The sequence below is a fragment of the Roseateles sp. GW821-FHT02E12 genome, from assembly GCF_059421665.1.
Genome location: NZ_JBWKVK010000002.1, coordinates 574,730 through 599,934, shown reverse-complemented (window position 1 = coordinate 599,934; position 25,205 = coordinate 574,730). Strand labels below are relative to the sequence as shown.

The 25,205-nt window shown below is 68.0% G+C and carries 26 protein-coding genes; 15 read left to right on the top strand and 11 right to left on the bottom strand.

Translation table 11 applies throughout. The features are described 5' to 3' along the window. Positions 1 to 12 precede the first annotated feature (12 nt). On the bottom strand, positions 13 to 282 hold the full coding sequence (locus AC07V5_RS13555) for a hypothetical protein (protein ID WP_495116203.1): 270 nt from the start codon (positions 280 to 282) through the stop codon (positions 13 to 15). Positions 283 to 378: 96 nt separating this feature from the next. On the opposite strand from AC07V5_RS13555, the gene AC07V5_RS13550 reads away from it, so the two are divergent. The 6 genes from AC07V5_RS13550 (at position 379) to AC07V5_RS13525 (ending at position 6,692) form a co-directional block, all read left to right on the top strand. After that, on the top strand, positions 379 to 1,314 hold the full coding sequence (locus tag AC07V5_RS13550; RefSeq protein WP_495116202.1) for a bifunctional helix-turn-helix transcriptional regulator/GNAT family N-acetyltransferase: 936 nt from the start codon (positions 379 to 381) through the stop codon (positions 1,312 to 1,314). A gap of 143 nt (positions 1,315 to 1,457) precedes the next feature. Continuing rightward, positions 1,458 to 3,740: a putative bifunctional diguanylate cyclase/phosphodiesterase gene (locus AC07V5_RS13545; RefSeq protein WP_495116201.1), complete on the top strand. Its 2,283-nt coding sequence runs from the start codon at positions 1,458 to 1,460 to the stop codon at positions 3,738 to 3,740. 10 nt (positions 3,741 to 3,750) lie between these two features. Next, the gene (locus AC07V5_RS13540; protein WP_495116200.1) at positions 3,751 to 4,149 is read left to right on the top strand and encodes a YchJ family protein; all 399 of its coding nucleotides are present in this window, start codon (positions 3,751 to 3,753) and stop codon (positions 4,147 to 4,149) included. Then, on the top strand, positions 4,146 to 4,829 hold the full coding sequence (locus AC07V5_RS13535) for a pseudouridine synthase (RefSeq protein WP_495116199.1): 684 nt from the start codon (positions 4,146 to 4,148) through the stop codon (positions 4,827 to 4,829). The genes AC07V5_RS13540 and AC07V5_RS13535 overlap by 4 nt, the downstream gene beginning before the upstream one ends. Positions 4,830 to 4,906: 77 nt before the next feature. Continuing rightward, entirely contained in the window at positions 4,907 to 5,908 is a 1,002-nt protein-coding gene (locus AC07V5_RS13530; protein ID WP_495116198.1) for a zinc-dependent alcohol dehydrogenase family protein, read from the top strand. Continuing rightward, positions 5,901 to 6,692 (top strand): SDR family NAD(P)-dependent oxidoreductase, encoded by a 792-nt coding sequence (locus tag AC07V5_RS13525; protein WP_495116197.1) that lies wholly within the window; start codon positions 5,901 to 5,903, stop codon positions 6,690 to 6,692. The genes AC07V5_RS13530 and AC07V5_RS13525 overlap by 8 nt, the downstream gene beginning before the upstream one ends. Here the strand turns inward: AC07V5_RS13525 and AC07V5_RS13520 are convergent. Then, the gene (locus AC07V5_RS13520; protein WP_495116196.1) at positions 6,689 to 7,438 is read right to left on the bottom strand and encodes a substrate-binding periplasmic protein; all 750 of its coding nucleotides are present in this window, start codon (positions 7,436 to 7,438) and stop codon (positions 6,689 to 6,691) included. The genes AC07V5_RS13525 and AC07V5_RS13520 overlap by 4 nt on opposite strands. 132 nt (positions 7,439 to 7,570) lie before the next feature. Between AC07V5_RS13520 and AC07V5_RS13515 the strand changes: the two genes are divergently transcribed. Further along, positions 7,571 to 8,440: an ADP-polyphosphate phosphotransferase gene (locus tag AC07V5_RS13515; RefSeq protein ID WP_495116195.1), complete on the top strand. Its 870-nt coding sequence runs from the start codon at positions 7,571 to 7,573 to the stop codon at positions 8,438 to 8,440. On the opposite strand, the gene AC07V5_RS13510 is transcribed toward AC07V5_RS13515, so the two are convergent. Next, positions 8,427 to 9,497 carry a WD40/YVTN/BNR-like repeat-containing protein gene (locus AC07V5_RS13510; protein WP_495116194.1) on the bottom strand — a complete coding sequence of 357 codons (1,071 nt, stop codon included), beginning with the start codon at positions 9,495 to 9,497 and terminating at the stop codon, positions 8,427 to 8,429. The genes AC07V5_RS13515 and AC07V5_RS13510 overlap by 14 nt on opposite strands. 3 nt (positions 9,498 to 9,500) lie before the next feature. Beyond that, positions 9,501 to 9,770 (bottom strand): MoaD/ThiS family protein, encoded by a 270-nt coding sequence (locus tag AC07V5_RS13505; protein ID WP_495116193.1) that lies wholly within the window; start codon positions 9,768 to 9,770, stop codon positions 9,501 to 9,503. Between the two features lie 84 nt (positions 9,771 to 9,854). Between AC07V5_RS13505 and rarD the strand changes: the two genes are divergently transcribed. The 3 genes from rarD to AC07V5_RS13490 all read left to right on the top strand — a co-directional run bounded on the left by rarD (position 9,855) and on the right by AC07V5_RS13490 (position 11,530). After that, a complete protein-coding gene (gene rarD, locus AC07V5_RS13500) occupies positions 9,855 to 10,733 on the top strand; it encodes an EamA family transporter RarD (protein ID WP_495116192.1) in 879 nt (292 codons plus the stop codon). A gap of 9 nt (positions 10,734 to 10,742) precedes the next feature. Then, positions 10,743 to 10,985: a glutaredoxin domain-containing protein gene (locus AC07V5_RS13495; RefSeq protein WP_495116191.1), complete on the top strand. Its 243-nt coding sequence runs from the start codon at positions 10,743 to 10,745 to the stop codon at positions 10,983 to 10,985. 74 nt (positions 10,986 to 11,059) lie between these two features. Then, positions 11,060 to 11,530, top strand: coding sequence for a hypothetical protein (locus AC07V5_RS13490; protein WP_495116190.1), 471 nt, complete (start codon positions 11,060 to 11,062; stop codon positions 11,528 to 11,530). A 164-nt stretch (positions 11,531 to 11,694) separates the two neighbouring features. Here AC07V5_RS13490 and ahpF read toward each other — a convergent pair whose 3' ends face one another. The 4 genes from ahpF to lysA form a co-directional block, all read right to left on the bottom strand. Continuing rightward, the gene (gene ahpF / locus AC07V5_RS13485) at positions 11,695 to 13,248 is read right to left on the bottom strand and encodes an alkyl hydroperoxide reductase subunit F (RefSeq protein ID WP_495116189.1); all 1,554 of its coding nucleotides are present in this window, start codon (positions 13,246 to 13,248) and stop codon (positions 11,695 to 11,697) included. Between the two features lie 139 nt (positions 13,249 to 13,387). Then, the gene (gene ahpC / locus AC07V5_RS13480) at positions 13,388 to 13,951 is read right to left on the bottom strand and encodes an alkyl hydroperoxide reductase subunit C (protein WP_495116188.1); all 564 of its coding nucleotides are present in this window, start codon (positions 13,949 to 13,951) and stop codon (positions 13,388 to 13,390) included. 125 nt (positions 13,952 to 14,076) lie between these two features. Next, on the bottom strand, positions 14,077 to 15,207 hold the full coding sequence (locus tag AC07V5_RS13475; protein ID WP_495116187.1) for an HD-GYP domain-containing protein: 1,131 nt from the start codon (positions 15,205 to 15,207) through the stop codon (positions 14,077 to 14,079). Between the two features lie 155 nt (positions 15,208 to 15,362). Then, positions 15,363 to 16,598, bottom strand: a complete 1,236-nt coding sequence (lysA, locus tag AC07V5_RS13470) for a diaminopimelate decarboxylase (protein ID WP_495116186.1) — start codon at positions 16,596 to 16,598, stop codon at positions 15,363 to 15,365. 70 nt (positions 16,599 to 16,668) lie between these two features. Here lysA and AC07V5_RS13465 point away from each other — a divergent pair, with 70 nt between their 5' ends. Both AC07V5_RS13465 and AC07V5_RS13460 read left to right on the top strand, forming a co-directional pair. Further along, a complete protein-coding gene (locus AC07V5_RS13465) occupies positions 16,669 to 17,547 on the top strand; it encodes a LysR family transcriptional regulator (protein ID WP_495116185.1) in 879 nt (292 codons plus the stop codon). A gap of 341 nt (positions 17,548 to 17,888) precedes the next feature. After that, positions 17,889 to 18,800 (top strand): hypothetical protein, encoded by a 912-nt coding sequence (locus AC07V5_RS13460; protein WP_495116184.1) that lies wholly within the window; start codon positions 17,889 to 17,891, stop codon positions 18,798 to 18,800. Positions 18,801 to 19,030: 230 nt separating this feature from the next. Here the strand turns inward: AC07V5_RS13460 and dxs are convergent, their stop codons facing one another. The 3 genes from dxs to xseB are packed head-to-tail and all read right to left on the bottom strand — an operon-like array spanning position 19,031 to position 22,079. Further along, positions 19,031 to 20,926, bottom strand: a complete 1,896-nt coding sequence (gene dxs / locus AC07V5_RS13455) for a 1-deoxy-D-xylulose-5-phosphate synthase (protein ID WP_495116183.1) — start codon at positions 20,924 to 20,926, stop codon at positions 19,031 to 19,033. An 11-nt stretch (positions 20,927 to 20,937) separates the two neighbouring features. Continuing rightward, entirely contained in the window at positions 20,938 to 21,825 is an 888-nt protein-coding gene (locus AC07V5_RS13450; RefSeq protein ID WP_495116182.1) for a polyprenyl synthetase family protein, read from the bottom strand. Continuing rightward, a complete protein-coding gene (xseB, locus tag AC07V5_RS13445) occupies positions 21,822 to 22,079 on the bottom strand; it encodes an exodeoxyribonuclease VII small subunit (RefSeq protein WP_495116181.1) in 258 nt (85 codons plus the stop codon). Before xseB ends, AC07V5_RS13450 begins: the two co-directional genes overlap by 4 nt. Positions 22,080 to 22,315: 236 nt before the next feature. Here xseB and AC07V5_RS13440 point away from each other — a divergent pair, with 236 nt between their 5' ends. From AC07V5_RS13440 to AC07V5_RS13430, 3 genes are read left to right on the top strand one after another with little or no spacing between them, the layout of a single operon-like run. Beyond that, positions 22,316 to 23,440, top strand: a complete 1,125-nt coding sequence (locus AC07V5_RS13440; RefSeq protein WP_495116180.1) for an aromatic ring-hydroxylating oxygenase subunit alpha — start codon at positions 22,316 to 22,318, stop codon at positions 23,438 to 23,440. Further along, complete coding sequence (locus tag AC07V5_RS13435; protein WP_495116179.1) at positions 23,440 to 24,342, top strand: DMT family transporter; 903 nt, start codon at positions 23,440 to 23,442, stop codon at positions 24,340 to 24,342. The genes AC07V5_RS13440 and AC07V5_RS13435 overlap by 1 nt, the downstream gene beginning before the upstream one ends. Further along, on the top strand, positions 24,339 to 25,163 hold the full coding sequence (locus AC07V5_RS13430; protein ID WP_495116178.1) for a sulfurtransferase: 825 nt from the start codon (positions 24,339 to 24,341) through the stop codon (positions 25,161 to 25,163). Before AC07V5_RS13435 ends, AC07V5_RS13430 begins: the two co-directional genes overlap by 4 nt. Positions 25,164 to 25,205 lie beyond the last annotated feature (42 nt).

Sequence of the window (25,205 nt, the reverse complement as noted above, 5' to 3'; positions counted from 1 at the left end):
CACCGCCCCTCTCTAGCGCCGCCTGGGCTTGCCGGCGCGGCCGGCTTTGGACCATTCGTAGGCCTGCCCATCCGGCGTCTTGCCGCCCTCCACCGCTGCAACGCCCGGCTGGCCCACATGGTCTTCCAGTTCCGTCGAGATGCTGACGTGGCGATGCCCCTGCTTGCGTCGCTCTTCGGCGCAGGCCAGCGCCTGGGTCAGCTGCTGGCTGCTGAAGGCCTGGCAGCCGGGCTCGGCGTCGCCGTCTTCGTGAACTTCCAACCAATACACAACGATGCCCAAGCAGGTCTCCGGTTTGCCGACGTGCCCGCAGCGTAGCGCTTCGGCCACCCCACCCAACTACTTGCCAAAAGCAAGTATTTTTCAGATCATGCGGCCATGACTGCTGACCAAGCCCTCGACGTCCGCGCCTTCAACCGCTTCTACACGCGCCGCATCGGCGTGCTGGCGCCCAAGCTGGCGGGCAGCGACTTCACGCTGCCCGAGGCTCGCGTGCTGTGGGAGCTGGCCCACCATGCGCCCGTCAGCGCCACGGCGCTGAGCAAGAGCCTGCAGCTGGATGCTGGCTACATGAGCCGGCTGCTGCGCGGGCTGAAAAACCGCGGCCTGCTGGCCGAGCAGGCCCACCCGAGCGACGGCCGCCAGACCCTGCTCAAGCTCAGCGCGGCGGGCAAGCGCGCCTTTGCGCCGCTGGACCGCGAAGGCACGGCCAAGGCCGAGGCGATGCTGGCCCCGCTGTCGGCGACGCAGCGCCAGGCGCTGCTGGGTTCGATGTCACGCATCCAGGCCATGCTGGAGCCCGATGTGACCGCCCCCGTGGCACTGCGGGCGCCCCAGCCCGGCGACCTGGGCTGGATCATCGAGCGGCATGGCGCCTTCTACGCTGCCGAGTACGGGCTGGACAGCCGCTTCGAAGCGCTGGTTGCCCGCATCTGCGCCGACTTCGTCGACCAGTTCCAGCCAGGCCGCGAGGCTTGCTGGATCGCCGCGCGCGGGGCTGAGCGCCTGGGCAGCGTGATGCTCGTGCAGGCGCGTGACGAGGCGACGGGCAAGGTACGCCCCGGCATCGCCAAGCTGCGCCTGCTGCTGCTGGAGCCGCATGCACGCGGCCTGGGGCTGGGCAAGCAGCTGGTACGCCAGTGCAGCGACTTCGCGCGCGCGGCGGGCTACAAGCACATCGTGCTGTGGACGCAAAGCGCGCTGACCTCGGCCCGGGCGATCTACGCGTCAGAGGGCTATCAGCTCGTTCGCAGCGAGGCTGGCCACGGCTTCGGGCTGGACGTCATCAACGAGACCTGGGAGCTGACCCTCTAGGTCCGCCGCACCAGCGGTGTGCGGGCCACCCATGGCACCGCACGGTTACGGGGCTCCCCCGCAGCGCACCCTCCGTGCAACCGTGAGGTTCTGCGCATCCTGGCCCGGCCTGCGCTGGCATGCGATTTGCGCAATGCACGCGCATGACAAGCAATCGGGAAGTCAGCATGCCGGCCGCGTCCATTCAGTTCGGGCCGCCGAGACACCTGCCCGCGCCCGCCGCCGCCTGCCCTCAGCACCTGGAACAGGCCGCCGGCTTTGGCCAATGGTGGTACGACCCCCAGACTGGCGTCACCCACCTGTCGCCCACGGCCGCCGAATACCTGGAGATGCCCAGCCGTTCGGCCAGCGGCCTGGACACCTGCTTCGGCCACGTCGTCGACGATGATCTGCCGGAGCTGATCCGCCTCTGGACCGGCGCCCAGACCCAGCGCGCGGTGGACATCCGCGTCATCGGCCTGGCGCGCGGCCTGCGCTGGCTGCGCGTGACGCCACTGCCCGCCGACTCGGCGCGGCCGCGCTGGCGGCACGGCCTGCTGCAGGACGTCACGGACCTCACGCATGCCGCCATCCGCGAGCGCCTGGGCTATGCGCTGACCGAGTACCTCGTCGGCAGCCACGCGCTGGAGGATGCGATCACCAACGTCATCCAGCTCATCTGCCGCAACCTGGGCTGGGAATGGGGCGCCTACTGGAGCATGGACGCCGACGGGCGGCTGCGCTGCCGGCACGCCTGGCACTCGCCGGACAGCGACCTCGAACCCTTCAGCGCCGCCAGCGCGGCGCTCAGCATGGCGCCCGGCGAAGGCCTGGTGGGCCGCGTCTGGGCCACGGGCGGCGCCGAATGGGTGGAGGACATGAGCACCGACCAGCGCTTCCTGCGCCGTGGCAACGCGCAGATGTGCGGTCTGTGGTCGGGTTATGTCTTCCCGGTCACCTATGTGTCCGACAACGGCGAGCACCACCGCCCCGGCGTGCTGGAGTTCTACAGCAGCCTGTCGCGCCAGCCCGAGGCGCAGCTGCCCAAGGTCTCGGCCACCATCGGCGCGCTGATCGCGCAGACCGCCCAGCGCCTGGAGACGGAGGCCGTCATCCACCGCCTGGCGCAGGTCGACGAAATGACCGAGCTGGACAACCGCTCGCATTTCTACGTCCAGCTCAACCGCCACTGCGCGCAGAGCCACCGTCTGGGCGGCCGCTTCGCGCTGATGTTCATCGACCTGGACCGCTTCAAGCCCATCAACGACGCCTTCGGCCACGAGGCCGGCAACGCGGTGCTGCAGGAGTTCGCCCGCCGGCTGCGCACGCTGGCGCCGCCGCCGGCCCGCGTCGGCCGCCTGGGTGGCGACGAGTTCGCGGTGCTGGTGCCCGACAGCGGCGACGAGCAGGCGCTGGCGGCGCTGGTGGACGCCGTGCTCGCCGCGGCCAACCGCCCATTCAGCTACGAGGGCGTGGCGCTGACGGTGTCGGCCAGCGTCGGCGTCAGCCGCTTCCCGGACAACGGCCAGACCGGCCCCGAGCTGCTGCGCAGCGCCGACGCGGCCATGTACCGCGTCAAGCAGAACGGCCGCAACGGCAGCAACGTGTTCTCGACCAGCAGCCCCGACACGCTGGCCGAGCAGCGCGCCAAGCTGGCCCAGCGCCTGGCCATCGAGGCTGATCTGCACAAGGCGCTGCAGACCGGGCAGTTGAGCCTGGTCTACCAGCCCATCGTCGACATCGCCGCTGGCGCCTTGCACGGCGTGGAAGCGCTGATCCGCTGGCGCAAGCCCGATGGCAGCACCGTGCCGCCCGACGTCTTTATCCCGATTGCCGAGCAGAGCGACCTCATCGTCGACATCGGCCGCTGGGTGCTGGGCCAGGCCCTGCGCGACCTGGCCTCGCTGAAGGGCAGCGCGCTGGAGGGGCTCAAGATCCACGTCAACATGGCGGCGTCGGAGTTCACCAGCAGCGCCCTGCCGGAGATGTTGAGGGCCATGTCCACCGACCTGGCCGTGCCGCCCTCCCAGGTCGTGCTGGAGCTCACCGAGGGCATGCTGATGCGCCAGCCCGAGCAGGTGAAACGCGTCATGCACCAGCTGCGCGAGATCGGCTTCGAGATCTCGCTGGACGACTTCGGCATGGGGCACTCGTCGCTCGCCATGCTGAAGAGCCTGCCCATCAGCTCACTGAAGATCGACCGCAGCTTTGTGCGCGACCTGCCCACCGGCGAGCGCGACCGCGCCATCGCCCAGACCATCGTCGACCTGGGGCGGCATCTGCAGCTGGAGGTCATCGCCGAGGGCATCGAGAGCGCGGAGCAGCTCGCGGTGCTGAGCGAATGCGGCTGCGGCTTCGGCCAGGGTTATCTGCTCGGACGGCCGCTGCCGCTGGCGGGGCTGATCGAGGCCTTCCCGGACGGCCGCTCGGGAAGACCGACCCGCTAGAGTGCCGGGCATGGACAGCCCCATGCCCTGCCCCTGTGGCCGCCCCGCCCCCTACATCCGCTGTTGCGGCGCCCTGCATCACGCCTTCACCGCCGGCCAGGGGCTGACTGCGCCAACGCCCGAGGCGCTGATGCGCTCGCGCTACTCGGCCTTTGTGCTGGACCTGCGCGACTACCTGCTCGCGAGCTGGCATGCCAGCACAAGGCCGGCCGATCTTGAGCCGCCAGAACCCGGCCTGAAGTGGCTCGGCCTGGACGTCAAGCGCAGCGCGATGCAGGACGCGGACCACGGCACCGTCGAGTTCGTCGCGCGCAGCAAGCTGGGTGGCCGGGCGCACCGGCTGCACGAGGTCAGCCGCTTCGTGCGCGAGCACGGCGAGTGGTTCTACGTGGACGGCGATCTGTCTTGACGCTGACCCTCCTGCACGCCGACGAGCACCTCGTCGCCATCGACAAGCCGCCCGGCCTGCTGGTGCATCGCACCCAGCTTGCAGCCGGTGAGGACAAAGCCGCGCTGCAGCTGCTGCGCGACCAGCTCGGCCGCCCCGTGTGGCCCGCGCACCGGCTGGACCGTGGCACGTCGGGCGTGCTGCTGTTTGCCCTGTCGCCCGAGGTTGCGTCGCTGCTGGGCGCCATGTTCGAGCAGGGGCGGATGGCGAAGCGCTACCTGGCCCTGGTGCGCGGCTGGCCGCAGGCCGACGAAGGTCTCGTCGACCACCCGCTGGCCCGCGACCCCGAGTTGCCGTCGGCGGGGCAGACGATGCTGGACGCGCAGACGCGCTGGCGCGTGCTGGAGCGCATCGAGTGGCCGCTCGTGACCGATGCGCGCTTCGCGACCACCCGCTTCGCGCTGCTCGAAGCCGAGCCGCTGCAGGGCCGCCGCCACCAGATCCGCCGCCACCTCAAGCACATTGCCCACCCCATCCTCGGCGACGCGACGCATGGCAAGGGGCCGCTGAACCGCGCCGTGGCGGCCTTTCTCGGCACGCAGCGGCTGTGGCTGCATGCGCGCGAGCTCCAGCTGACTCACCCAGCCACCGGCGCACCGCTCCACCTGCAAGCCCCGCCGGGACCTGGCTGGCCCGCCTGAAAGCTGTCGCATCGGCGATGGCCACGGAGCCCCGAGCGGCTCAGAATCAACCGCTTCATCCAAAACAGGAGACAGGCATGGCGATCCAGGGCATCAAGTCACTCTACGAACAACGCGGCCCGGTGCCGCAGGACGTCATCGGTGCGGTGCCGTTCGACGTGCCCGCGCCCGCAGCGGGCCAGGCGGTCGTGGCCGTGCTGGCCGCGCCCATCAACCCGTCTGACGTGCTGATGCTGACCGGTGGCTACGGCATCCTGCCACCGCTGCCAGCCGTGGGCGGCAGCGAGGGCGTGGGCCGCGTCGTCGCCGTCGGCGAGGGTGTGAGCCATCTGAAGGAAGGCCAGACCGTGCTGCTGCCCGCCGGCAGCGGCACCTGGGCCAGCCATCTGGTGGCCGACGCCAAGCGCCTCGTGCCGCTGCCTGCAGGCGCAGACGCGCAGCAGCTGTCGATGCTGACCGTCAACCCGGCCACGGCCTCGCTGATGCTGTCGGAGTTCGTCACGCTGCAGCCGGGCGACTGGGTCATCCAGAACGTCGCCAACTCGGGCGTTGGCGGCTACCTCACCCAGCTCGCCAAGCTGCGCGGCCTGCGCACCGTCAACATCGTGCGGCGCGAAGGTGCGGCGGCCGTCGTGAAGGCCGATGGCGGCGATGTGGTGCTGGTGGATGGCGACGACCTGCACAAGCGCGTGAAGGACGCCGTGTCGGGCGCGCCGATCCGCCTGGGCATCGACGCCGTGGGCGGCAAGGCCACCAACCGGCTGGCCATGTGCATCGCCGAGGGCGGCACCGTCGTCAACTACGGGCTGATGAGCGGAGAGCCCTGCGTGGTGTCGCCGCAGTCCTTCGTCTTCAACGACCTGACGCTGCGCGGCTTCTGGCTGGCCAAGTGGTTCAAAGTGGCCTCGCGCGAAGCCCAGATGGCGCTTTACGGCGAGCTGACCAAGCTGATCGCCACCGGCCAGCTGAAGGCGCGCATCCACGCGACCTATCCCGTCGAGCAGATCAAGGAAGCGATTGCCGCCGCAGCCACCGGCGAGCGCGACGGCAAGATCCTGGTCGTGCCCCAGCATGGCTGACACCGCCCTCATCACCGGTGCGTCCTCCGGCATCGGCGAGGCGCTGGCCCACCGCTTCGCGCGCGCCGGCCACGACCTCGTGCTGGTGGCGCGCAGCGAGGACAAGCTCAAGATCCTGGCGAAAGCATTGGCGCAAGAGCACGGCATCAAGGCCTGGGTCGTACCCGCCGACCTCAGCCAACCCGGTGCCGCCGAGCGCCTGGCCGCAAGCCTGAAGCGCTCGCGGCGGCGCATCGACATCCTCGTCAACAACGCCGGCGTGCTGGAGCATGGCGAGTTCACCGCCATGCGCGCCAGCCGCCACGGCGAACTGATCGGCTTGAACGTGACGTCGCTGACCGAGATGCTGGCGCACTTCCTGCCTCCCATGCAGGCGCGCGGCTCGGGCCGGGTGCTGAACGTGGCGTCCATCGCGGCCTTCCAGCCCATCCCGATGCTGGCGACCTATGCCGCCACCAAGGCCTATGTGCTGTCGCTGACCGAGTCGCTGTCCGAGGAGTTGCAGGGCACGGGCGTGACCATCACGGCGCTGTGCCCGGGCATCACGGCCACGTCCATGCTGGACAAGGCGCAAGCCGGCAGCAGCGAACTCGGGAGCCTGCCCGGCTTCGTCATCGGTTCGGCCGAGTCGGTGGCCAACGAGGGTTTCGAGGCCTGCATGGCCGGCGAGGTCATCCGGGTGCCCGGCGTGCTCAACCTGGCCGCAACGCTGGCCGGCCGAAGCACGCCGCGCTGGCTGGTGCGGCGCATGACGGGGGCCGTCGCGCGGCGGCTCAAGCGCTAGCGTTTCACGGGCACTGCGCCCAGCCAACGGGCGCGGATGCGCTGCAACTCGCCGCGCGCCTCCAGCCGCTGGATGGCCTGGTTGAAGGCACGCAGGTCGGCCTCGGTGAGGGACTTGCGGCTGAGCTTGTAGGTCACGGGGTCGCGCAGCAGCGTGACGGGCAGTTCGATGAGGGGCACATCGGCGGCGCGTGCAGCGAAGGCGATGGCGACGCTGTCGCCGAGCAGCACGTCGCCTCGACCCAGCTGCATCAGCTGCACGCCCTTGGCGTATTCCTCGAACCAGGTCAGCAGGCCGCGCGCCCTGAAGTCGTTGACGATGGGCACGATGGCTGGCCCGCGGTGGGTGACGAGGCGCAGGTTGGCGCGCAGCAGTTCGTCCAGCGAGCGGGTGTCCATGCGGGCCTCCTCGGCGCGCATGAAGACGCCCAGCACTTCGTCGCGGTAGGGCCGGGTGTACCAGGCGGCATCCGCGCGGGGTGTGGCGGCAAGCAGCAGGTCCAGCTCGCCGGCCAGCAGCATGGGCAGGCGGCGGTTGCGCGGCACCTCGCGCACGTAGATCACGCGGCAGCCCGCCTCCTTGGCCACCACGGCCAGCAGCTCGGTCTCCAGGCCGGTGTGCTGGCCGTCGGCCATGAAGGAGTAGGGCCGCCAGTCCTCGAAGGGCACACGCAGTGCCCGCGTGCAGACAGCCTGGGCCGACAGCGAGGCAAACAGCATCAGCGCAGGCAGCAGTCGTCGCAACATCTCGGCTCAAGCCCTTGGCATCCAGCCGGCGAGGATAGCCCCCGGGCCAAGACAGCACCGCGGCAACGTCCGACACCGCGGCGCGCGCGCAGGCCTTAGTCTGCGCAGACTCAGCCGCCCGGAGCCGCCGCCATGAAGATTGCCACCCAGCCCTACCGTGTCGAGCCTGGCCAGAAGGTCAAGCTCAAGCACTGGCCTACCGCCGTGGAGCCGCTCTACCGCGACGCAGACGACTACGAGCGCCAGCTCGGCACGCAGGTCGAGCGCCTGAGCGAGCTGCAGAACCTGCTCTATGCCCACAACCGCTACTCGCTGTTGCTGGTCTTCCAGGCCATGGACGCGGCGGGCAAGGACAGCATCATCAAGCACGTGATGTCGGGCGTGAACCCGCAGGGCTGCCAGGTCTTCAGCTTCAAGCACCCCAGCGCCCAGGAGCTGGACCACGACTTCCTGTGGCGCACCACGCAATGCCTGCCCGAGCGCGGGCGCATCGGCATCTTCAACCGCTCCTACTACGAGGAGGTGTTGATCGTGCGCGTGCATCCGGAGATCCTGGCGGCGCAGTCGCTGCCCGAGGAAACGACGCGTGGAAGCAAGCTCTGGCCGCAGCGCTACGAGTCCATCAACAACCTGGAGCAGCACCTGCACCGCAACGGCACGCAAGTCATCAAGTTCTTCCTGCACCTGTCCAAGGAGGAGCAGCGCCAGCGCTTCCTGTCCCGGCTGGACGACCCGGCCAAGAACTGGAAGTTCACGACCGATGACCTTGCCGAGCGCGAGCACTGGCCCGACTACATGAAGGCCTACGGCGAGATGCTGGGCGCCACCAGCAGCAAGCAGGCGCCCTGGTACGCCGTACCCGCCGACGACAAGCGCAACGCGCGCCTCATCGTGTCGCAAGTCATCGTGCAGGCGCTGGAGGCGCTGAAGATGCGCTACCCCGAGCCGAGTTGCGACGCGGCCGAGCTGGCCGAGATCCGCGGCAAGCTCAGCCGAACTTGACGGCGTAGATGGGCGGCAGGTGGGCGGAGATGGCCTGCCAGCTGTCGCCAGCGTCCCCACTGGCCCACAGGCCGCCGGTGGTGGAGCCCATGACGAGCTGTTCGCCGCTGTCATCCACCGCCAAGCCGTGGCGGTAGATCAGGTCGTAGCAATGCTGCTGCGGCAGGCCGGTGCGCAAGGCCTCGAAGGTCTTGCCGCCGTCGCGCGTGCGGGTCACGCACAGCGCGGCGTCGACAGGGATGCGGCGCTCGTCCTTCACGGCCGGCGCGAACCAGGCGGTGTCCGCGTCGTGCGGATGCGCGGCGACGGCGAAACCGAAGCTGGACGGTTGCGCCTGCAGCTCGTCCCACGTGGCGCCGTTGTCAGTGCTGCGGAAGATGCCGCAGTGGTGCTGGCACCAGAGCACGTCGGGCACGTCGCGGCAGCGGGCGATGAGGTGGGGGTCCTGCGAGTTCTCGTCCCCCGCCAGTTCGGGAGGCATGAAGTCGGCCCGCATGCCCTTGGCCCGCAGGCCCCAGCTGTCCCCGCCATCGGTGGTGCGCCAGGCACCGCCGCAGGACACGCCCACCAGCAGCTCCTCGGCGTGCAGGGGGTGCGGGCAGATCGAGTGCAGCGCCGGCGCGGGGTTGCCGCCGCCCATCCACTGCACGCGCCGCGGGTCGCCCCACAGCGTCTCGTCGAGTTGCCAGGACTCGCCTCGGTCGCGGCTGACGAACAACCCGCCGGGGATGCTGCCGCACCAGATGGCGTCGCCCGAGCGCTCCAGCGAAAACACCTGCTCCAGCTTCCACGCCGGCCCTTCCGCCCCCTCGGGCTGGGGCGGGAAGCTGGGTGAAGCGACCTCGCGCCAGGTCTGGCCGGCGTCGTCGCTGGCCTGCAGCTTGGCGCCGAAGTGGCCCAGGTTGAGCCCGGCCAGCATGTGGCCCGAGGCATCGGGTGGCAGCAGCATGGTGACCGGGTCGGCCACGAAGCTGAGCCGCTCCAACTGCCAGCTACCAGCGCGGCGGCGCAGCTCGAAAAGGCCTTTGCGGGTCGCGGCCCAGGCGCGGTCATTCATGGTTCAACCTCCGGAGAGTGCTTGCAGGACGTGGATACGGCTGTCGGCCCGCAAGGGGTCGCTCAAGCCGCGCAGGTCGCGCGCCCGCTGGCCGTCTATGAAGACGACCACGTTGACGCGCAGATGGCCCTGCTCGTCGAGGATGTAGCCCCGCAGCCGCGGCTGCTCGGCAAACGCGGCATCGAGCGCTTCGCGCAGCGTGGCCGCCTCGCACCGGTAGGACGGCGCGTCCACGAAGCGGCGCAGCTGGGGGGTGAATTCGACAAGGGCCATGACGGACGACGAATGAGGCGGGGTCGATTCGACGTCGGAGCCCCTACGAAAACCTCCGTGATAACCCGCAACGAGAATGCCGCGATGAACTCTGGTGTCCTTTTTGCCCTCGGCGCCTATCTGAGCTGGGGGCTGTTCCCGCTTTACTTCCGCCAGATCGCCGCCATCCCCGCACTGCAGATCGTTGCGCACCGCACGCTGTGGTCGCTGGCCTTCGTCGCCGTCGTGCTGCTGGTGACACGCAATCTGGTGTGGCTGAAGGCCGTCAGCGCGGCCACCTGGCGGCGCTTTGCGGTGTCGGCCACGCTGATCGCCATCAACTGGCTCACCTACGTCTGGGCCGTCGGCCACGGCCACGTGCTGGACGCCAGCCTGGGCTACTTCATCAACCCGCTGGTCAACGTGGCGCTGGGCTTTGCCGTGCTGCACGAACGGCCGCGGCCGGTGCAGTGGCTGGCGGTGGGCCTGGCGGCCTTCGGCGTCGTGTGGCTGACGGTGGCGGCCGGGCGACTGCCCTGGGTGGCGCTGGTGCTGGCGGTGAGCTTTGGCCTCTACGGCCTGATGCGCAAGACGGCTGCCCTGGGCGCCATCGAGGGGCTGACGCTGGAGACGCTGATCCTCGCGCCGCTGGCCGCCGCCGGGTTGATCTGGTGGTCGCAGGACGGCAGCATGGCTGGCCAGACGGCCGTGGACTGGGCCTGGCTGATCGGCACCGGCCCCGTCACGGCCGGCAGCCTGCTGCTGTTTGCGGCCGGCGCGCGGCGCATCCCGCTGGCAACGCTGGGGCTGGTGCAATACGTGTCGCCGTCGCTGCAGTTCCTGCTCGGCGTGTTCCTGTTCAAGGAGCCGATGAGCGCGACCCGCCTGGTCGCCTTCGGCTTCATCTGGGGCGCACTGGCGGTCTACAGCGCCGAGGGGCTGTGGCAAACCCGCCGCTCGCTGCAAGTCAAACCGATTCTCTAAACTCGAACCATGCAACTCAAGATCGTCGTCTATTCCAAGTCCGCCTGCCCCCAGTGCGACACCGTCAAAAGCCTGCTCAAGGCCAAGAGCCTGGGGTTCGAGGAGATCAAGATCGACGACGAGGCCCAGCGGCTGGCCTTCTACGAGAAGTGCGGCCCCGCCGTGCGGCAGATGCCGCAGGTCTTCATCAATGACCAGCGCATTGGTGGCGTGGCCGGGCTTCAGGCCGCGTTCGCGCAGATGAAGCTGTAACAAGGCCGGCGGGCGTCAACCCACACCGGCCGCGCAGCGTTGCATCAGATGCCCAACCGCCCAGTGAGTTCGCCGTGAAAACTCTTGTCCGCACGCTGATCGTTTCCACGCTGGTGGCCACCACCGGCCTTGCCAGCGCCGGCCCGCGCTACTACGAGCCGCCGCCGCGCCACCATCATCACCATCACGGTGGTTCTGGCCTGGGCGCGCTGGTGGTGGGCCTGGCGATCGCAGTGCCGCTGATCGCGCTGGCGAGTCAGGCAGACCGGGCCGAACGTGCGCCCGAGGTGGTCTACGTGCCGCCGCCGGCACCGCCGCCTCCGCCTGTTGTGTACGCCCCGCCTGCTCCCGTCACGTACGCACCAGCCAGCCGCCCCGCGCCGGTCATCTACCCGCGCAACGGGCAGAGCAGCGCGCAGCTCGAGGCCGACAACCGCGAATGCAACCGCTGGGCGACGACGCAACAGGCCGCGATGGCCGACGCCAGCGTGTTCAACCGCGCCGTCGATGCCTGCATGGACGGGCGCGGCTACACGCTGCGCTGAAAGCCCTCGCGGCCGTAGTGCATTTTTTGGGCCGAGCGCCGGGCCGCTCCCAAGCCGGCCCATCTGGCGATGTGCTTGCCGGTTGATCCGGCAAGCATCGCCGTCCCCTCGGGGGACCGACCGGGCCCACCGCGTTCAGCGAAGTGGGACTGGGCGAGGGGCGGTCAGTTCCTCATCAGGTAGTCGAAGGCGCCCAGAGCCGCCTTCGCACCATCACCGGCGGCGATGATGATCTGCTTGAACGGCACGGTCGTCACGTCGCCCGCCGCGAACACGCCCGGAATGGACGTGGCGCCCTTGGGGTCCACGATGATTTCGCCGTGCTTGCTCAGCTCCAGCGTGCCGCGCAGCCACTCGGTGTTGGGCACCAGGCCGATCTGCACGAAGCAGCCTTCCACGTCGACGCGCTTGGCTTCACCTGACACACGATCCGTGTAGTTCAGGCCGTCGAGCTTGCCGTTGGTGCCGGTGAACTCGGTCGTCTGCGCGTTAGTGTGGATGGTGACGTTGGACAGGCTCTTGAGCTTGTTGACCAGCACCGCGTCGGCACGCAGCTCGGCGCCGAACTCGATCAGCGTCACATGCTTGACGATGCCGGCCAGGTCGATGGCCGCCTCGACGCCCGAGTTGCCGCCGCCGATGACCGCGACCGGCTTGCCCTTGAACAGCGGGCCGTCGCAGTGCGGGCAGTAGGCCACGCCCTTGTTCTTGTACTCGGCTTCGCCGGGCACGCCCACATTGCGCCAGCGCGCACCGGTGGACAGGATGACCGTCTTGCCCTTGAGCTTGGCGCCGTTGGCCAGTTCCACCTCGACGAAGCCGCCGGGCTGCGCGGCAGGCGTCAGCTTCTCGGCGCGCTGCAGGTTGTGGATGTCGACCTTGTAGTCCTTCACATGGCCTTCCAGCGCGGCGGCGAACTTCGGGCCGTCGGTGACCGAGACGGAGATGTAGTTCTCGATGCCCAGCGTGTCGTTCACCTGGCCGCCGAAGCGCTCGGCCGCCACGCCGGTGCGGATGCCCTTGCGTGCCGCGTAGACCGCAGCCGCCGCACCCGCGGGGCCACCGCCGATGATGAGCATGTCGTAGGGCTCTTCGGCGTCGAGCTTCTTGGCGTCGCGCGCGGCGGCACCGGTGTCGAGCTTGGCGACGATCTCTTCGAGCGACATGCGGCCCGAGGCGAAGGGCTGGCCGTTGAGCCACACGGCCGGCACGGCCATGATCTCGCGCGCCTCGACCTCGCTCTGGAACAGGCCGCCATCGACGATGGTGGTGCGGATGCGCGGGTTGACGATGGCCATCAACGACAGCGCCTGCACGACGTCCGGGCAGTTGTGGCAGGTCAGGCTCATGTAGATCTCGAAGTCGAGATCGGCGTCCAGCGCCTTGACGGCGTCGATCTGCGCCTGCTCGACCTTGGGCGGGTGGCCACCGGTCCACAGCAACGCGAGCACCAGCGACGTGAACTCGTGGCCCAGCGGGATTGCGGCAAAGCGCAGGCTCTGCTCGGTGCCGGTGCGGCGCAGCAGGAAGGACGGCGTGCGGGTGTCGACACCGTCGGCGCGGAACGAAATCTTGTCGTTCATGCCGGCGATTTCTTCGAGCAGCTCGCGCATCTCGTCGCTGGACGTGGAGTTGTCCAGCGAGGCGACGATTTCAAACGGGAGCTTGACGTGGTCCAGGTAACCCTGGAGCTGGGTCTTGAGGGCGGCGTCCAACATGGTGACTTCCTTTCAGTGAGACGTGGCGAGGCGGGCCACTGCTGAAAGAGTCCCCGGCACGGAGGCCCTTTCAGCAGAACCTGTGAGGCTCTGCTGAAGGAAGGAGCCCTCCCGGGCTCCTTGCGAACAGCACGGCTGTTTAGATCTTGCCGACCAGATCCAGGCTCGGGGCGATCGTGGCAGCGCCTTCCTTCCACTTGGCCGGGCAGACCTGGCCAGGGTTCTTGGCGGTGTACTGAGCGGCCTTGAGCTTGCGCAGCGTCTCCGACACGTCGCGGGCGATCTCGTTGGAGTGCACTTCGGCCGTCTTGATGACGCCTTCGGGGTTGATGACGAAGGTGCCGCGCAGGGCCAGGCCTTCTTCGGGGATGTGCACACCGAAGGCGTTGGTCAGCGTGTGGGTCGGGTCGCCCACCAGCGGGAACTTGGCCTTGCCGACGGCCGGCGAGGTTTCGTGCCACACCTTGTGCGCGAAATGGGTGTCGGTCGTGACGATGTAGACCTCGGTGCCCAGCTTCTGGAACTCGGCGTAGTTGTCGGCCGCGTCTTCGACTTCGGTCGGGCAGTTGAAGGTGAAGGCGGCCGGCATGAAGATCAGCACGGACCACTTGCCCTTCAGGGATTCGTCGCTAACGGTAATGAACTTGCCGTTGTGGAAGGCTTCGGTCTTGAAAGGCTGGACTTGGGTGTTGATCAGGGACATTCAAATGCTCCGTGGGGGCTGGGTGATGGGATAGGCGTAACTATATCGATTTACTGTTTTCAGTAGAAAACATTTATCAAATCGACGTCATTGATCCAGCCTATGAGGCCGGACGCTGGAAGCGCTCAGGCCTCGTAGCGGCGGTCGTAAAGCTGATTCGGGCTGAGCTTCACGCGCAGCGCCTGAGCGGCCACCAGACCCGTGATCGCATGCTCGGCAACCGCCGTGTCGCGCCTAACGGGGGAGCCTAAGGCATCGCCGTGGCGATTCATGACGGCACTGACGATGGGAGTGTTGCCAGATGCTCCCCGGCGCACCGACACGGCGATCTCGCCGCTGGCGAGCTTCACCAGAGTGCCGGGCGGGAACATGCCGACCTCCTTGACCAGCAGCGCGGCAAAGGGATGGCCGTTGCTGCCCGTGTAGAGCGACTTGGCCGCCTGCGGTGCCGGCAGCCCTGCGCGGCCGCCGCGGCTGGCCAGCTTGGCCAGGAAGATATCCACGAGGCGCAGCAGCTGCGCTGTCTCATTGGGCTCGGCAAGGCCCTGCGGGTAGCCACCGCCGCCTGGCTGTTCATGGTGCTGGCCCACGGCGGCCAGCCATTCGGCGTCGTCCAGGCCCGCATTGCGCAGCCAGGCCACCGCCTCGTCGGGGTGGCGGTCGATGGCGGCACGCTGCGGGGGCGCCAGCTTGCCGCCGCGGGAGGCGAGGCGCCCCTGCAGGTCGATGATGGACAGGTTCATCGTCAACGCCGCGCCGACAAGGCTCTTCTGGCGCTCCGGCGCCCAGGCCAGGCGGCGCGACAGCAGCGCGCAGACGGCGGCCGTGTGCAGCAGGTGTGCGAGGCCATAGACCTCGTGGCGGCTGTGGTCGTGCTGGATGACGACGAAGAGCACCTGATCCGAGAAGCGCTCGGCCCAGCCGATCAGTTGCGCAGCGCATTCCTTGACGCGCGGCAGGAAGAGCGGCTCCTGCGGCGCACGCAGCAGCACGGACAGCCGCGTCTGCAGCGCCTCCCAACGTGCGAAGAAGTCCTCTGCACCCGTGCCGCTATCGCTGCCGCGGGCCGACGCATCGCGCAATTCGTCGAGGTCGACAAACACGCCGCGGTTGAGCAGCGTCTCGCGCATCTGGTCGTTGGGCACCATCTGGCCCTTGGCCAGCAGCAGCTTGCCGTCAGCGTCACGCACCCCGAAAGGCAGCGCCGCGCCGGCCTTGATGTGGCCACCGACTTGTTGAATTGGTACGAGTTTCACGCCCGGCTTGTCTCCGGGCGCGACCCTAGCAAACTCGGAAGCCCTCAGTTCTCAGGGTTGCCACGACGTTGCACCCCTCGTTTCGAGGACAAATGCGCGCAGCGCTCATAGCTGATGACCCAAGGCGCCATCGATGGCCGGGCGCCGGGCAGCCGTCAGACCTCGAGCGCCAGCAGCTCTTCCACCGTCTGCCGGCGGCGGATGAGCCGGGTCAGGTCACCATCCACCAGCACCTCGGCCGCCAGCGGCCGGCTGTTGTAGTTGCTGGACATGGAGGCGCCGTAGGCCCCCGCGTCGTGGATGACAAGGAGGTCGCCGATGGCTGCGGGTGGCAGTTCCCGCGTCAGCACCTCGCCGCCTGGGCCCTGCGTGAACACGTCACCCGATTCGCACAGCGGGCCGGCGACGACGGTGGGTTGCTCGGGGCCGCCGGCACCGAGCAGGCTCATGGCGTGGAAGGCGCCATACATGGCCGGGCGCATCAGCTCGTTGAAACCGGCATCCACCAGCACGAAGCGGTTCGCACCGGCGTTCTTGACCGCCCTCACCTCGGCCAGCAGCACGGCGCTTTCGGCGACGAGGTAGCGGCCCGGCTCCAGTTCCAGCTTCAGCGCATGGCCCACCAGCGCCTCGGCCTCGCGGCGCGCGGCGTCCCAGAGGCCGAAATAGTGGTCCACATCGATGCGCGAATCGCCGTCGCGGTAGGGAATGGACAGGCCGCCACCTGCCGAGATGGCATGCAGGTCATGCCCCGCCGCGACCGTCTCGCGCACCAGGCCCACCATGGCCTGGCCGACCTGGGCCAGATGCTCGTAGTCCACGCCCGAGCCGATGTGCATGTGCAGGCCGACAAGCTTGAGCCCGTGGCGGCGGATGGCCGCCAGCGCCGCGCCCAGGTCGGCATGCCAGATGCCGTGCTTGCTGTGCTCGCCGCCGGTGTTGGTCTTGTGGCTGTGGCCATGGCCGAAGCCGGGGTTGATCCGCAGCCAGACCGGGTGGCCGGGCGATGCAGTACCGAGTTGGTCGAGCATGTCGATGGAGCCAGCGTTCACGGGGATGCGGTGCTCGACGACGGTGGCCAGCGTGGCGTGGTCCAGCAGGTCGGCGGTGAAGACGATCTCGTCGCCACCGGCCTCATAGCCTGCGGCCAGCGCGCGCAGGATCTCGCCGCGAGACACGGAATCGACCTTGACGCCCGCGTCGCGCAGCAGCTTCAGGATGTGGATGTTGGAGCAGGCCTTCTGCGCAAAGCGCACGACGTCGAAGCGCTTCAGCGACGCAACGCGCTCGCGGATGGTGGCGGCGTCGTAGACCCACAGCGGCGTGCCGTGCTCGGCGACAAGGGCCTGCAGGCGGGCGGGGGTCAGGGCGGGAGGCAGGGGCTTGGTCATGGCTCGCAGGATGCCCGGCGCCCGCCATTCAATCAAATTGAAATTTATGCGGTGACAATTCAGTCCTGATATGGATATCCAGCACCGCCACATCGAAGTCTTCCGCGCCGTCATGACGGCCGGCAGCGTTACCGGCGCAGCCGCGCTGCTGCACACGTCGCAGCCCACGCTGTCGCGCGACCTCGCGCGGCTGGAACAGTTGCTGGGTTACGCCCTGTTCGAGCGGGAACGCGGCCGGCTCAAGGCCACGGCGAGGGCGCGGGCGCTGTTTGACGAGGTGGAGCGCAGCTTCCAGGGGCTGGCGCGGGTCATCGAACGGGCCGAGGCGCTGGGGCGCTCGGAAGATGCCGAGCTGAGCCTGCTGAGCCTGCCCGCACTGAGCCATGCGCTGCTGCCGGCTGCCTTGCAGCGCTTGCTGGGCGCCCACCCGTCGGCGCGTGTGTCCATCACACCCGCCGAGCCGCCGCTGCTGGACGCCTGGATCAGCGAACAGCGCTTCGACCTGGGCTTGGCCGAGCAGGCGACACCGCTGCCGGGTGTGCGCATCGAGCCGGTGCTTGAGGCGGACGAAGTGGCCGTGTTCCCCGACGGCCATGCGATGGCCTCTCGCAGCCGGCTGGCGCTGAAGGATTTCGAGGGTCAGGACTTCATCAGCCTGGCCGCGGACGACCCTTACCGCCGCGAGATCGACGCACGCTTCAGCGCCGCCGGCATCGCGCGGCGATTGCGCGTGCAGACGCACAGTGCCGTTGCTGTTTGCGAACTGGTCCGAGCGGGATTGGGCGTGGCCATCGTGAACCCACTGACGGCCCAGGCCTGCGCGGGTGCGGGTCTCGCCGTGCGGCCGCTGACCGTGTCAATTCCCTACCGCGTCAGCGCGCTGATCCCACTGCACCGGCCGGCGCAGCCGCTGGTGGCGGCCTTACTGCGGCTGCTCAGCCAGGGCTAAGCGCCAGCGCGTCCAGCGGCGAGCGCGCTGCGCCTCCGCCTAGACCGCACGCTTGAACGTCAGCGGGAAGACCCAGAAACTGCCGGAGCCCATGGAAGCGAAGAACGCGTTGACCCAGTAGACGTGGCGCCCTCGGCGCGCGGGCTGTGCGCATGAAGCGCAGGCATTCGCGCAAATAGTAGCTCGCGGACTGAGCGCAGCAGTGGCAATTCGGCTGCAACGGGCCGAGGCCGGAGGGGCCGCTTGGTAGCAAGCCCGGCAACTGGACTGGCATCCTGGCTCCCTTCAGCGGCAACGCAAATTCCGAGTAGCGTTAGGCGGCCGCAATTCCAGGAGAAACCTTGCAATTCATCGCCCGACTTCTGGTTGTGATCGCCAGCCCAGCGGCGATGCTGCTGCTTGTATTGGCCTCGCTGTGTCTTGCCGTCGTCGCGTCCGATTACAGGCTCGCTTTCATACTCGCGACGCTTCCGATGTGGCTTCGGCTGGTCTCGTTGTGGCGGGCCAAACATAAGTACGCCAAGCTCTCGTACTGGCTGGTCGGTCAGTTCCGGGGTATGAATCACCTCGCGGAGATGGGCTTGATGGGTTTGCGGGCCATCGATTTCGCCGAGGGGAGGATTCCGCGCTATCCACCGCTGCGAATCGCAATCCAGAAAAGCGAACACGGCGACATGTGGAAGATCAGCATCAGCAACAAGGGATGGAAGGCGGTAGGTCCTATCCACATCGGCGCAGCGAACCTTGCCCGGTTGATCGCCCCAGGGTGGTTGGAGAAGGAAGTCGTGGACGAGGTCATTCTCAACGCGCGTGCCCCACAGATCGACACCGGCATTCTTCTACCGTTCATGACGGTCACCGCTCACAGGAACAAGGTCCCTGGCTTCAATGCTGCATCTGCCAGCGTGATTGCCACGTTCTTCGTTCACGGTGGATCCGAGTTGAGTTCGGCCATGTACCGAATCGACGTCAAGCATCCAAATGGCGACGAAGTGGCACCGAATCCCGGCCCGGACAAGATCCCGCCTCCTCCACCAAAAATTTGGTTTGAGTACACGAGCTCCAGCTACATCCCGGTCTTGGCCAAGCTGTCAGATGGCACTCCATACAGCGGGAAGGCATCGGGTAGTGAAGGAATTGCTGACTGGTCAGGGAGCTTTGTCGAAGGAAAGCCGGACGGTGATTTCTCGTTGACGCTGGGTGATCGCATGAGAATTCGCGCGCGCTTCAGCAACGGCGTACCCCTCGATTAATGAATCGGCTCTGGTGATGGTGACGCCCAACCCTTCCATCGAGATGGACGCTGGCCGCCAAGCCGGTCAGCGACTCTCATGTCAAAACGTTGGCAAACGCCCTTAACACCGGCAATGAGTCCCCATCGTCGACGGTCGCCGACAACCGGCGCAACGGGCTATGGCCTGAGGTGATGAGCGATTGATCAGCCTGCTGCTGATCCGGCTTGATCAGCACGCCCCACCATCCGTCAACCCGCCGCCGTCGCCCTCACCACCACCGGCCTAGCGCCGAAGCGCTTGACGATGCTGGCCTCGATGCCGGCTGCGTCCAGCCCGCACAAGCTCATCAGCTTGCCTGGGTCGCCATGCTCGACGAATTCGTCGGGCAGGCCCAGTTGCAGCACCGGCACGTTCAGGCCGGCGGCGTTCAGCGCCTCGGTGACGGCACTACCGGCGCCGCCCATGATGCAACCGTCCTCGACGGTGACGATGGCGTCGTGCGTGCGCGCCAGCTCGGCCACCAACTCGGCGTCCAGCGGCTTCACGAAGCGCATGTTGGCCACGGTTGCGTTCAGGCGCTCGGCGGCGGCCAAAGCCGGGTAAAGCAGTGTGCCGAAAGCCAGGATGGCGATGCGCTCACCTTGGCGTCGAACTTCGCCCTTGCCCCAGGCCTGGGCCGTCATCGCCTTGACGGGCGTGATGCCGGCGCCGGCGCCACGCGGGTAGCGCACCGTCACCGGGCCGTTGTGCATGAAGCCGGTGTACAGCGCCTGGCGGCATTCGTCCTCGTCGGCCGGCGTCAGCACGGCCATGTTGGGAATGCAGCGCGTGTAGGCGATGTCGTAGTTGCCGGCATGCGTGGCGCCGTCGGCACCCACCAGGCCGGCGCGGTCCAGCGCGAACAGCACGGGCAGGTTCTGGATGGCGACGTCATGCACCATCTGGTCATAGGCGCGCTGCAGGAAGGTCGAGTAGATCGCAACGACGGGCTTGATGCCTTCGCAGGCCAAGCCGGCGGCGAAGGTGACTGAATGCTGCTCGGCGATGCCGACGTCGTGATAGCGCTGCGGGAAGCGCTTGTGGAACTCCACCATGCCCGAGCCCTCGCGCATGGCCGGCGTGATGCCGACCAGGCGCGTGTCGGCCTCGGCCATGTCGCACAGCCATTCGCCGAAGACCTGGGTGAACGTCGTCTTGGGCGGCGTGGCCGGCTTGACGAAGCCCACGGCCGGGTCGAACTTGCCGGAGGCAGCGTGGTACTTGACCGGGTCGTTCTCGGCCAACTTGTAGCCGGCACCCTTCTTGGTGACGATGTGCAGGAACTGCGGACCCTTCTTCTCGCGCAGGTTCTCCAGCGTGGGAACAAGCGAATCCAGGTCATGGCCGTCGATGGGGCCGACGTAGTTGAAGCCGAATTCCTCGAAGATCGTGCCCGGCACGACCATGCCCTTGGTGTGCTCCTCGAACTTGCGCGCGAACTCGTAGAGCGGCGTGTTCTTCAGCACGCTCTTGGCGCCTTCGCGCGCAGCGGCATAGATGCTGCCGCTCATCAGGCGCGCGAGGTATTTGTTCAGCGCGCCGACCGGCGGGCTGATCGACATGTCGTTGTCGTTCAGGATGACGAGCACGTCACCCATCAGGCCGCCGTGGGCCACACCGGCGTTGTTCAGCGCCTCGAAGGCCATGCCCGCCGTCATCGAACCGTCGCCGATGATGGCCACGGCCTTGCGGCTTTCCCCCTTGAGCTTGGCCGCCATGGCCATGCCATGGGCGGCCGAGATGCTGGTGGACGAATGGCCGGTGCCGAAGGTGTCGTAGACGCTTTCGTCGCGGCGCGGGAAGCCGCTGATGCCGCCCAGCTGGCGCAGACCCGGCATGCGGTCGCGCCGGCCGGTCAGCACCTTGTGCGGATAGGTCTGGTGGCCCACGTCCCACACCAGCCGGTCTTCCGGCGTGTTGTAGACGTAGTGCAGAGCCACGGTCAGCTCGACGGTGCCCAGGTTGGAGCCCAGGTGGCCACCGGTCTTGGAGACGCTCTCCAGCACGAAGGCGCGCAACTCGTCGGCCAGCTTGCGCAGCTCGGTACGCGGCAGCCGGCGCAGGTCCGCGGGGCTGTCGATGCTGTTCAGCAGGCTGTAATCCATGGCGAAGCTCTTCAGTTGTCCCGCTCGACGACGGAGTCGGCCAGCAGGCTCAGATGGCTCACATCGGCCAGGCCGCTGGCCGCCAGGGCCGCCTTGGCCTCGGCACGCAGCGCCTGGGCCAATACCCGCGCGGCGTCCAGGCCAAGCACGCTGACGTAAGTCGGCTTGTTCGCATCCTGATCCTTGCCGGCCGTCTTGCCCAGCACTTCGGAATCCTGGGTCACGTCGAGGATGTCGTCGACGACCTGGAAGGCCAGGCCCAGCGCGGCGCCGTAGTCGGACAGCGCCTGGGTGGCCTGCGTGGACGCCGGCCCGCAGGCCGCACCCATCATGACGCTGGCCTGCAACAGCACGCCGGTCTTGCGGCGGTGCATGTCGCGCAGCGTGCGCTCGTCCAGTTGCTTGCCGATGCTGGCGAGGTCGATGGCCTGGCCGCCGGCCATGCCGTCGTGGCCGGCCGAGCGGGCCAGCAGCGAGCACAGCCGCGCCTGCAGGGCGGGGGCGATGCCGGTGTCAGGTGTCAGCACCTCGAACGCCAGTGCCTGCATCGCGTCGCCGGCCAGCATGGCCTGGGCTTCGCCGAAGGCGACGTGCGTCGTTGGCTTGCCGCGGCGCATGACGTCGTCGTCCATGCAGGGCATGTCGTCGTGAACCAGCGAATAGGCATGGATAAGCTCGACCGAGCAGGCCGCACGCATCGCCGCGAAGCTGTCGCCGCCCACGGCCGCGCAGCTCGCCAGCACCAGCAGGGGGCGCAACCGCTTGCCGCCACCGAGCACCGCGTAGCGCATCGCCTCACCCAGCCCGGCGGGTGCGCCGGCCGGCACCAAGTCGTCCAGCGCAGCTTCGAAGGCGTTCAGCGACGCCTGTGTCCAGCGCTCAAAGTCCTGTGCATTCAAGATTCCGGGCCCTCCCAGGCCTTCAGTTCAGCGCCGTCCAGCAGCTTGACTTGCTGCTCCACCTCCTGCAACCGGCCGCGGCACAGCGCCAACAGCTCGGCGCCACGCTTGTAACTGTGCAGGAGTTGGTCCAACGGCAGCTGCTGCCCCTCCATCGCCGCCACCAGGCGTTCCAGCTCATCGAGCGCATGCTCGTAGCTGGGTTCCGTGCCGTCTGGAGCGGCAGCCTTGGTGCGGGACGAAGTCTTTGTCATTTCAAAACGCGAAACGGCAATTGTAGTCAGCGGGTTTCCCCCCGCTGAGCAGCGCAGACGTAACCGTCGGCAGCGCGACACAGGCATGCGTAGAATCCCGACCCTCTCGCTCGAGCGCGCACGCGCGCAGCCTCGAACTCCCCTTTCAACACCTAGCAACCTGGCCGCCTCGGCAAAAACCGAGATGCGCCGGAGGGACGCAGCACCCCATTCCGCCTGAAAGACCCGCCTGGATCATGTCCGACCTGAGCCTCCCCGTCTCGGCGCTACAACGCAGCCAGACCCAGCTCCCGGTGAGCGCCTACTTCGACCCCGATCTGTTCCAGCGCGAGCAGGCCAGCATCTTCCAGCGAGGGCCCCGCTACGTCGGCCATGCGCTGGCCGTCCCTGAAATCGGTGACCACTACGCCCTGCCGCAAGAGGGCGAAGGCCGCGCGCTGGTGCGCTCCGCTCAAGGCATCGAGCTGATCTCCAACGTCTGCCGCCACCGCCAGGCGGTCATGCTGCGCGGGCGAGGCAACACCCCGTCCAACATCGTCTGCCCGCTGCACCGCTGGACATATTCCCATCAGGGCGAGCTGATCGGCGCACCGCATTTCGAGCAGGACCCCTGCCTGAACCTGAACCGCTACAAGCTTCAGGAATGGAACGGCCTGCTGTTCGAGGACAACGGCCATGACCTCGCCGCCGAGCTGGCCCAGCTCGGGCCGCGCGCCCAGCTGGACTTCTCCGGTTATGTGCTCGACAAGGTCCAGGTCCACGAGTGCAACTACAACTGGAAGACCTTCATCGAGGTCTACCTCGAGGACTACCACGTCGGCCCCTTCCACCCCGGCCTGGGCGGCTTCGTCAGCTGCGACGACCTGGCCTGGGAGTTCGGTAAGCACCACTCGGTGCAGACCGTTGGTGTGCACCAGGAGCTCGAGCGCCCCGGTTCACCGGTCTACCAGCGCTGGCATGACCAGCTGCTGAAGTTCCGCGAGGGCCGCCCACCCGAGGCCGGCGCGATCTGGCTGACTTACTACCCGCACATCATGGTCGAGTGGTACCCGCATGTGCTGGTCGTGTCGACGCTGCACCCGGTGTCGCCGCAGAAGACCGTCAACCTCGTCGAGTTCTACTACCCCGAGGAAATCGTCGCCTTCGAGCGTGAGTTCGTCGAAGCCCACCAGGCCGCCTACATGGAAACCTGCGTGGAAGACGACGAGATCGCCGAGCGCATGGACGCCGGCCGCAAGGCCTTGATGATGCGCGGCGACAACGAGGTCGGCCCCTACCAAAGCCCGATGGAAGACGGCATGCAGCACTTCCACGAGTGGTATCGCAACGAAATCGGCAACGAGATCGGCGCCGCCCTCTGATGCCGGCTCCGCTGCTCATGGTGGCGGCGACGCTGTTGTTCGCCACCATGGGCGTCTGCGTCAAGCTGGCCAGCGAGTTCTACGCGGCCAGCGAGATCGTCATGTACCGGGGCCTGGTCGGCTCCCTCATGATGGCCCTGCTGTCGCACCGTCAGGGCGTCAGCCTCAAGACGCGCCTGCCCGGCATGCATCTGTGGCGCAGCATCTCTGGCGTCACCTCGCTGTGCCTGTGGTTCTACGCCATCAGCCATCTGCCGCTGGCCACGGCGATGACGCTGAACTACATGTCCTCTGTCTGGATGGCCCTCTTCCTGCTCGGCGGTGCCGTGCTGATGGGCGCGCAGAAGCTGGACTGGCGGCTGATGGCCTCGGTGCTGCTCGGCTTTGTCGGCGTCGCGCTGATCCTGCGGCCGACGCTGGACCAGCAGCAACTCTGGTACGGCCTGGCCGGCCTGCTGTCCGGCATGATCGCCGCGATGGCCTATCTGCAGGTCACGGCCCTGGGCCGCGTCGGTGAACCGGAACTTCGCGTCGTCTTCTACTTCTCGGTGGGTGGCTGCGTGGCCGGTGCCGTCATCACAGCGGTAACTCAAGGCGGCCTGCAGAGCCACACGCTCTGGGGCGCTTCCCTGCTGCTCGCCGTCGGCGTGCTGGCCACCACCGCCCAGGTCTGCCTGACGCGCGCCTACTCCATCGGCCGCCCGTTGGTGAACGCCTGCCTGCAATACCTGGGCATCGTCTTCTCCTTCATCTACGGCATGCTGCTGTTCAAGGACCCGCTGACCTGGTACGCCACCTTTGGCATGCTGCTCATCATCTGCGCCGGCCTGGCCGCCACGCTGCTGCGCAGCAAGGTCGCCCCGCCGCCCAAGGACAGCCAGTTCAACCCCGCCGAGTCATGACCTACACGACGCTGATCACCCCCGCCGAACTGCGTGCGCTCTCGAACCCGCTGATCCTCGAAGGCAGCTTCGACCTAACCGATACCACCGCCGGCGAGCGCGCCTACGCGGCCGGCCACATTCCTGGCGCCTTCTACCTGCACCTGGACCGCGACCTCTGCGGCGACAAGACCGGCCCCGACGGGTCTTTTCGCGGCCGTCACCCGCTGCCCGAGCGCGAAGCCTTCGCCGCGCTGATGCGCCGCCTCGGCCTCAGCGCCGGCCGCCAGGTCGTCGCTTATGACCGCCAGGGTGGCCCCTACGCCGCCCACATCTGGTGGATGCTGCGCTGGCTGGGTCACGCCGAGGTCGCCGTGCTCGATGGCGCTTGGGACGGCGAACTCAGCACCGAAACGCCCTCCCCGCAAGCCAGCGACTGGCAGCCTAGCCAGCCCCTGGTCGGCCAGATCGATGCCACCACGCTGCTGAAGAAGCTCGGCACCGTCCGCCTCATCGACGCCCGCGCCGCCGAGCGCTTCCGCGGCGAGGTCGAACCGTTGGACAAGGCTGCCGGCCACATCCCCGGCGCCAGCAACCGCTTCTTCAAGGACAACCTCGGCGCCGACGGCCGCTTCAAGCCGGCCGAGCAGCTGCGCGCCGAATTCCAGCCGCTGCTGGCGCCACACGGCGCCGACACCGTCGTTCACCAATGCGGCTCGGGCGTCACGGCCTGTCACAACCTGCTGGCCATGGCACATGCCGGCCTGGGTGATGGCCTGCTCTACCCCGGCTCCTGGAGCGAATGGTCGTCCGACCCCGCCAGGCCGATTGCGGCGGGTTGATCTCCGACAAACACACCGGCCCCTGATGGGCCACACTGTGGT

What these genes read in the sequence shown, in the direction of transcription:
- AC07V5_RS13525 (WP_495116197.1), top strand. Translation starts at nt 5,901, where the DNA reads ATGGCTGACACCGCCCTCATCACCGGTGCGTCCTCCGGCATCGGCGAG.
- AC07V5_RS13465 (WP_495116185.1), top strand. Translation starts at nt 16,669, where the DNA reads ATGGATATCCAGCACCGCCACATCGAAGTCTTCCGCGCCGTCATGACG.
- AC07V5_RS13515 (WP_495116195.1), top strand. Translation starts at nt 7,571, where the DNA reads ATGAAGATTGCCACCCAGCCCTACCGTGTCGAGCCTGGCCAGAAGGTC.
- AC07V5_RS13505 (WP_495116193.1), bottom strand. Translation starts at nt 9,770, where the DNA reads ATGGCCCTTGTCGAATTCACCCCCCAGCTGCGCCGCTTCGTGGACGCG.
- AC07V5_RS13430 (WP_495116178.1), top strand. Translation starts at nt 24,339, where the DNA reads ATGACCTACACGACGCTGATCACCCCCGCCGAACTGCGTGCGCTCTCG.
- AC07V5_RS13510 (WP_495116194.1), bottom strand. Translation starts at nt 9,497, where the DNA reads ATGAATGACCGCGCCTGGGCCGCGACCCGCAAAGGCCTTTTCGAGCTG.
- AC07V5_RS13530 (WP_495116198.1), top strand. Translation starts at nt 4,907, where the DNA reads ATGGCGATCCAGGGCATCAAGTCACTCTACGAACAACGCGGCCCGGTG.
- xseB (WP_495116181.1), bottom strand. Translation starts at nt 22,079, where the DNA reads ATGACAAAGACTTCGTCCCGCACCAAGGCTGCCGCTCCAGACGGCACG.
- rarD (WP_495116192.1), top strand. Translation starts at nt 9,855, where the DNA reads ATGAACTCTGGTGTCCTTTTTGCCCTCGGCGCCTATCTGAGCTGGGGG.
- AC07V5_RS13435 (WP_495116179.1), top strand. Translation starts at nt 23,440, where the DNA reads ATGCCGGCTCCGCTGCTCATGGTGGCGGCGACGCTGTTGTTCGCCACC.
- AC07V5_RS13520 (WP_495116196.1), bottom strand. Translation starts at nt 7,438, where the DNA reads ATGTTGCGACGACTGCTGCCTGCGCTGATGCTGTTTGCCTCGCTGTCG.
- AC07V5_RS13540 (WP_495116200.1), top strand. Translation starts at nt 3,751, where the DNA reads ATGGACAGCCCCATGCCCTGCCCCTGTGGCCGCCCCGCCCCCTACATC.
- AC07V5_RS13550 (WP_495116202.1), top strand. Translation starts at nt 379, where the DNA reads ATGACTGCTGACCAAGCCCTCGACGTCCGCGCCTTCAACCGCTTCTAC.
- ahpC (WP_495116188.1), bottom strand. Translation starts at nt 13,951, where the DNA reads ATGTCCCTGATCAACACCCAAGTCCAGCCTTTCAAGACCGAAGCCTTC.
- AC07V5_RS13440 (WP_495116180.1), top strand. Translation starts at nt 22,316, where the DNA reads ATGTCCGACCTGAGCCTCCCCGTCTCGGCGCTACAACGCAGCCAGACC.
- AC07V5_RS13495 (WP_495116191.1), top strand. Translation starts at nt 10,743, where the DNA reads ATGCAACTCAAGATCGTCGTCTATTCCAAGTCCGCCTGCCCCCAGTGC.
- AC07V5_RS13545 (WP_495116201.1), top strand. Translation starts at nt 1,458, where the DNA reads ATGACAAGCAATCGGGAAGTCAGCATGCCGGCCGCGTCCATTCAGTTC.
- dxs (WP_495116183.1), bottom strand. Translation starts at nt 20,926, where the DNA reads ATGGATTACAGCCTGCTGAACAGCATCGACAGCCCCGCGGACCTGCGC.
- ahpF (WP_495116189.1), bottom strand. Translation starts at nt 13,248, where the DNA reads ATGTTGGACGCCGCCCTCAAGACCCAGCTCCAGGGTTACCTGGACCAC.
- lysA (WP_495116186.1), bottom strand. Translation starts at nt 16,598, where the DNA reads ATGACCAAGCCCCTGCCTCCCGCCCTGACCCCCGCCCGCCTGCAGGCC.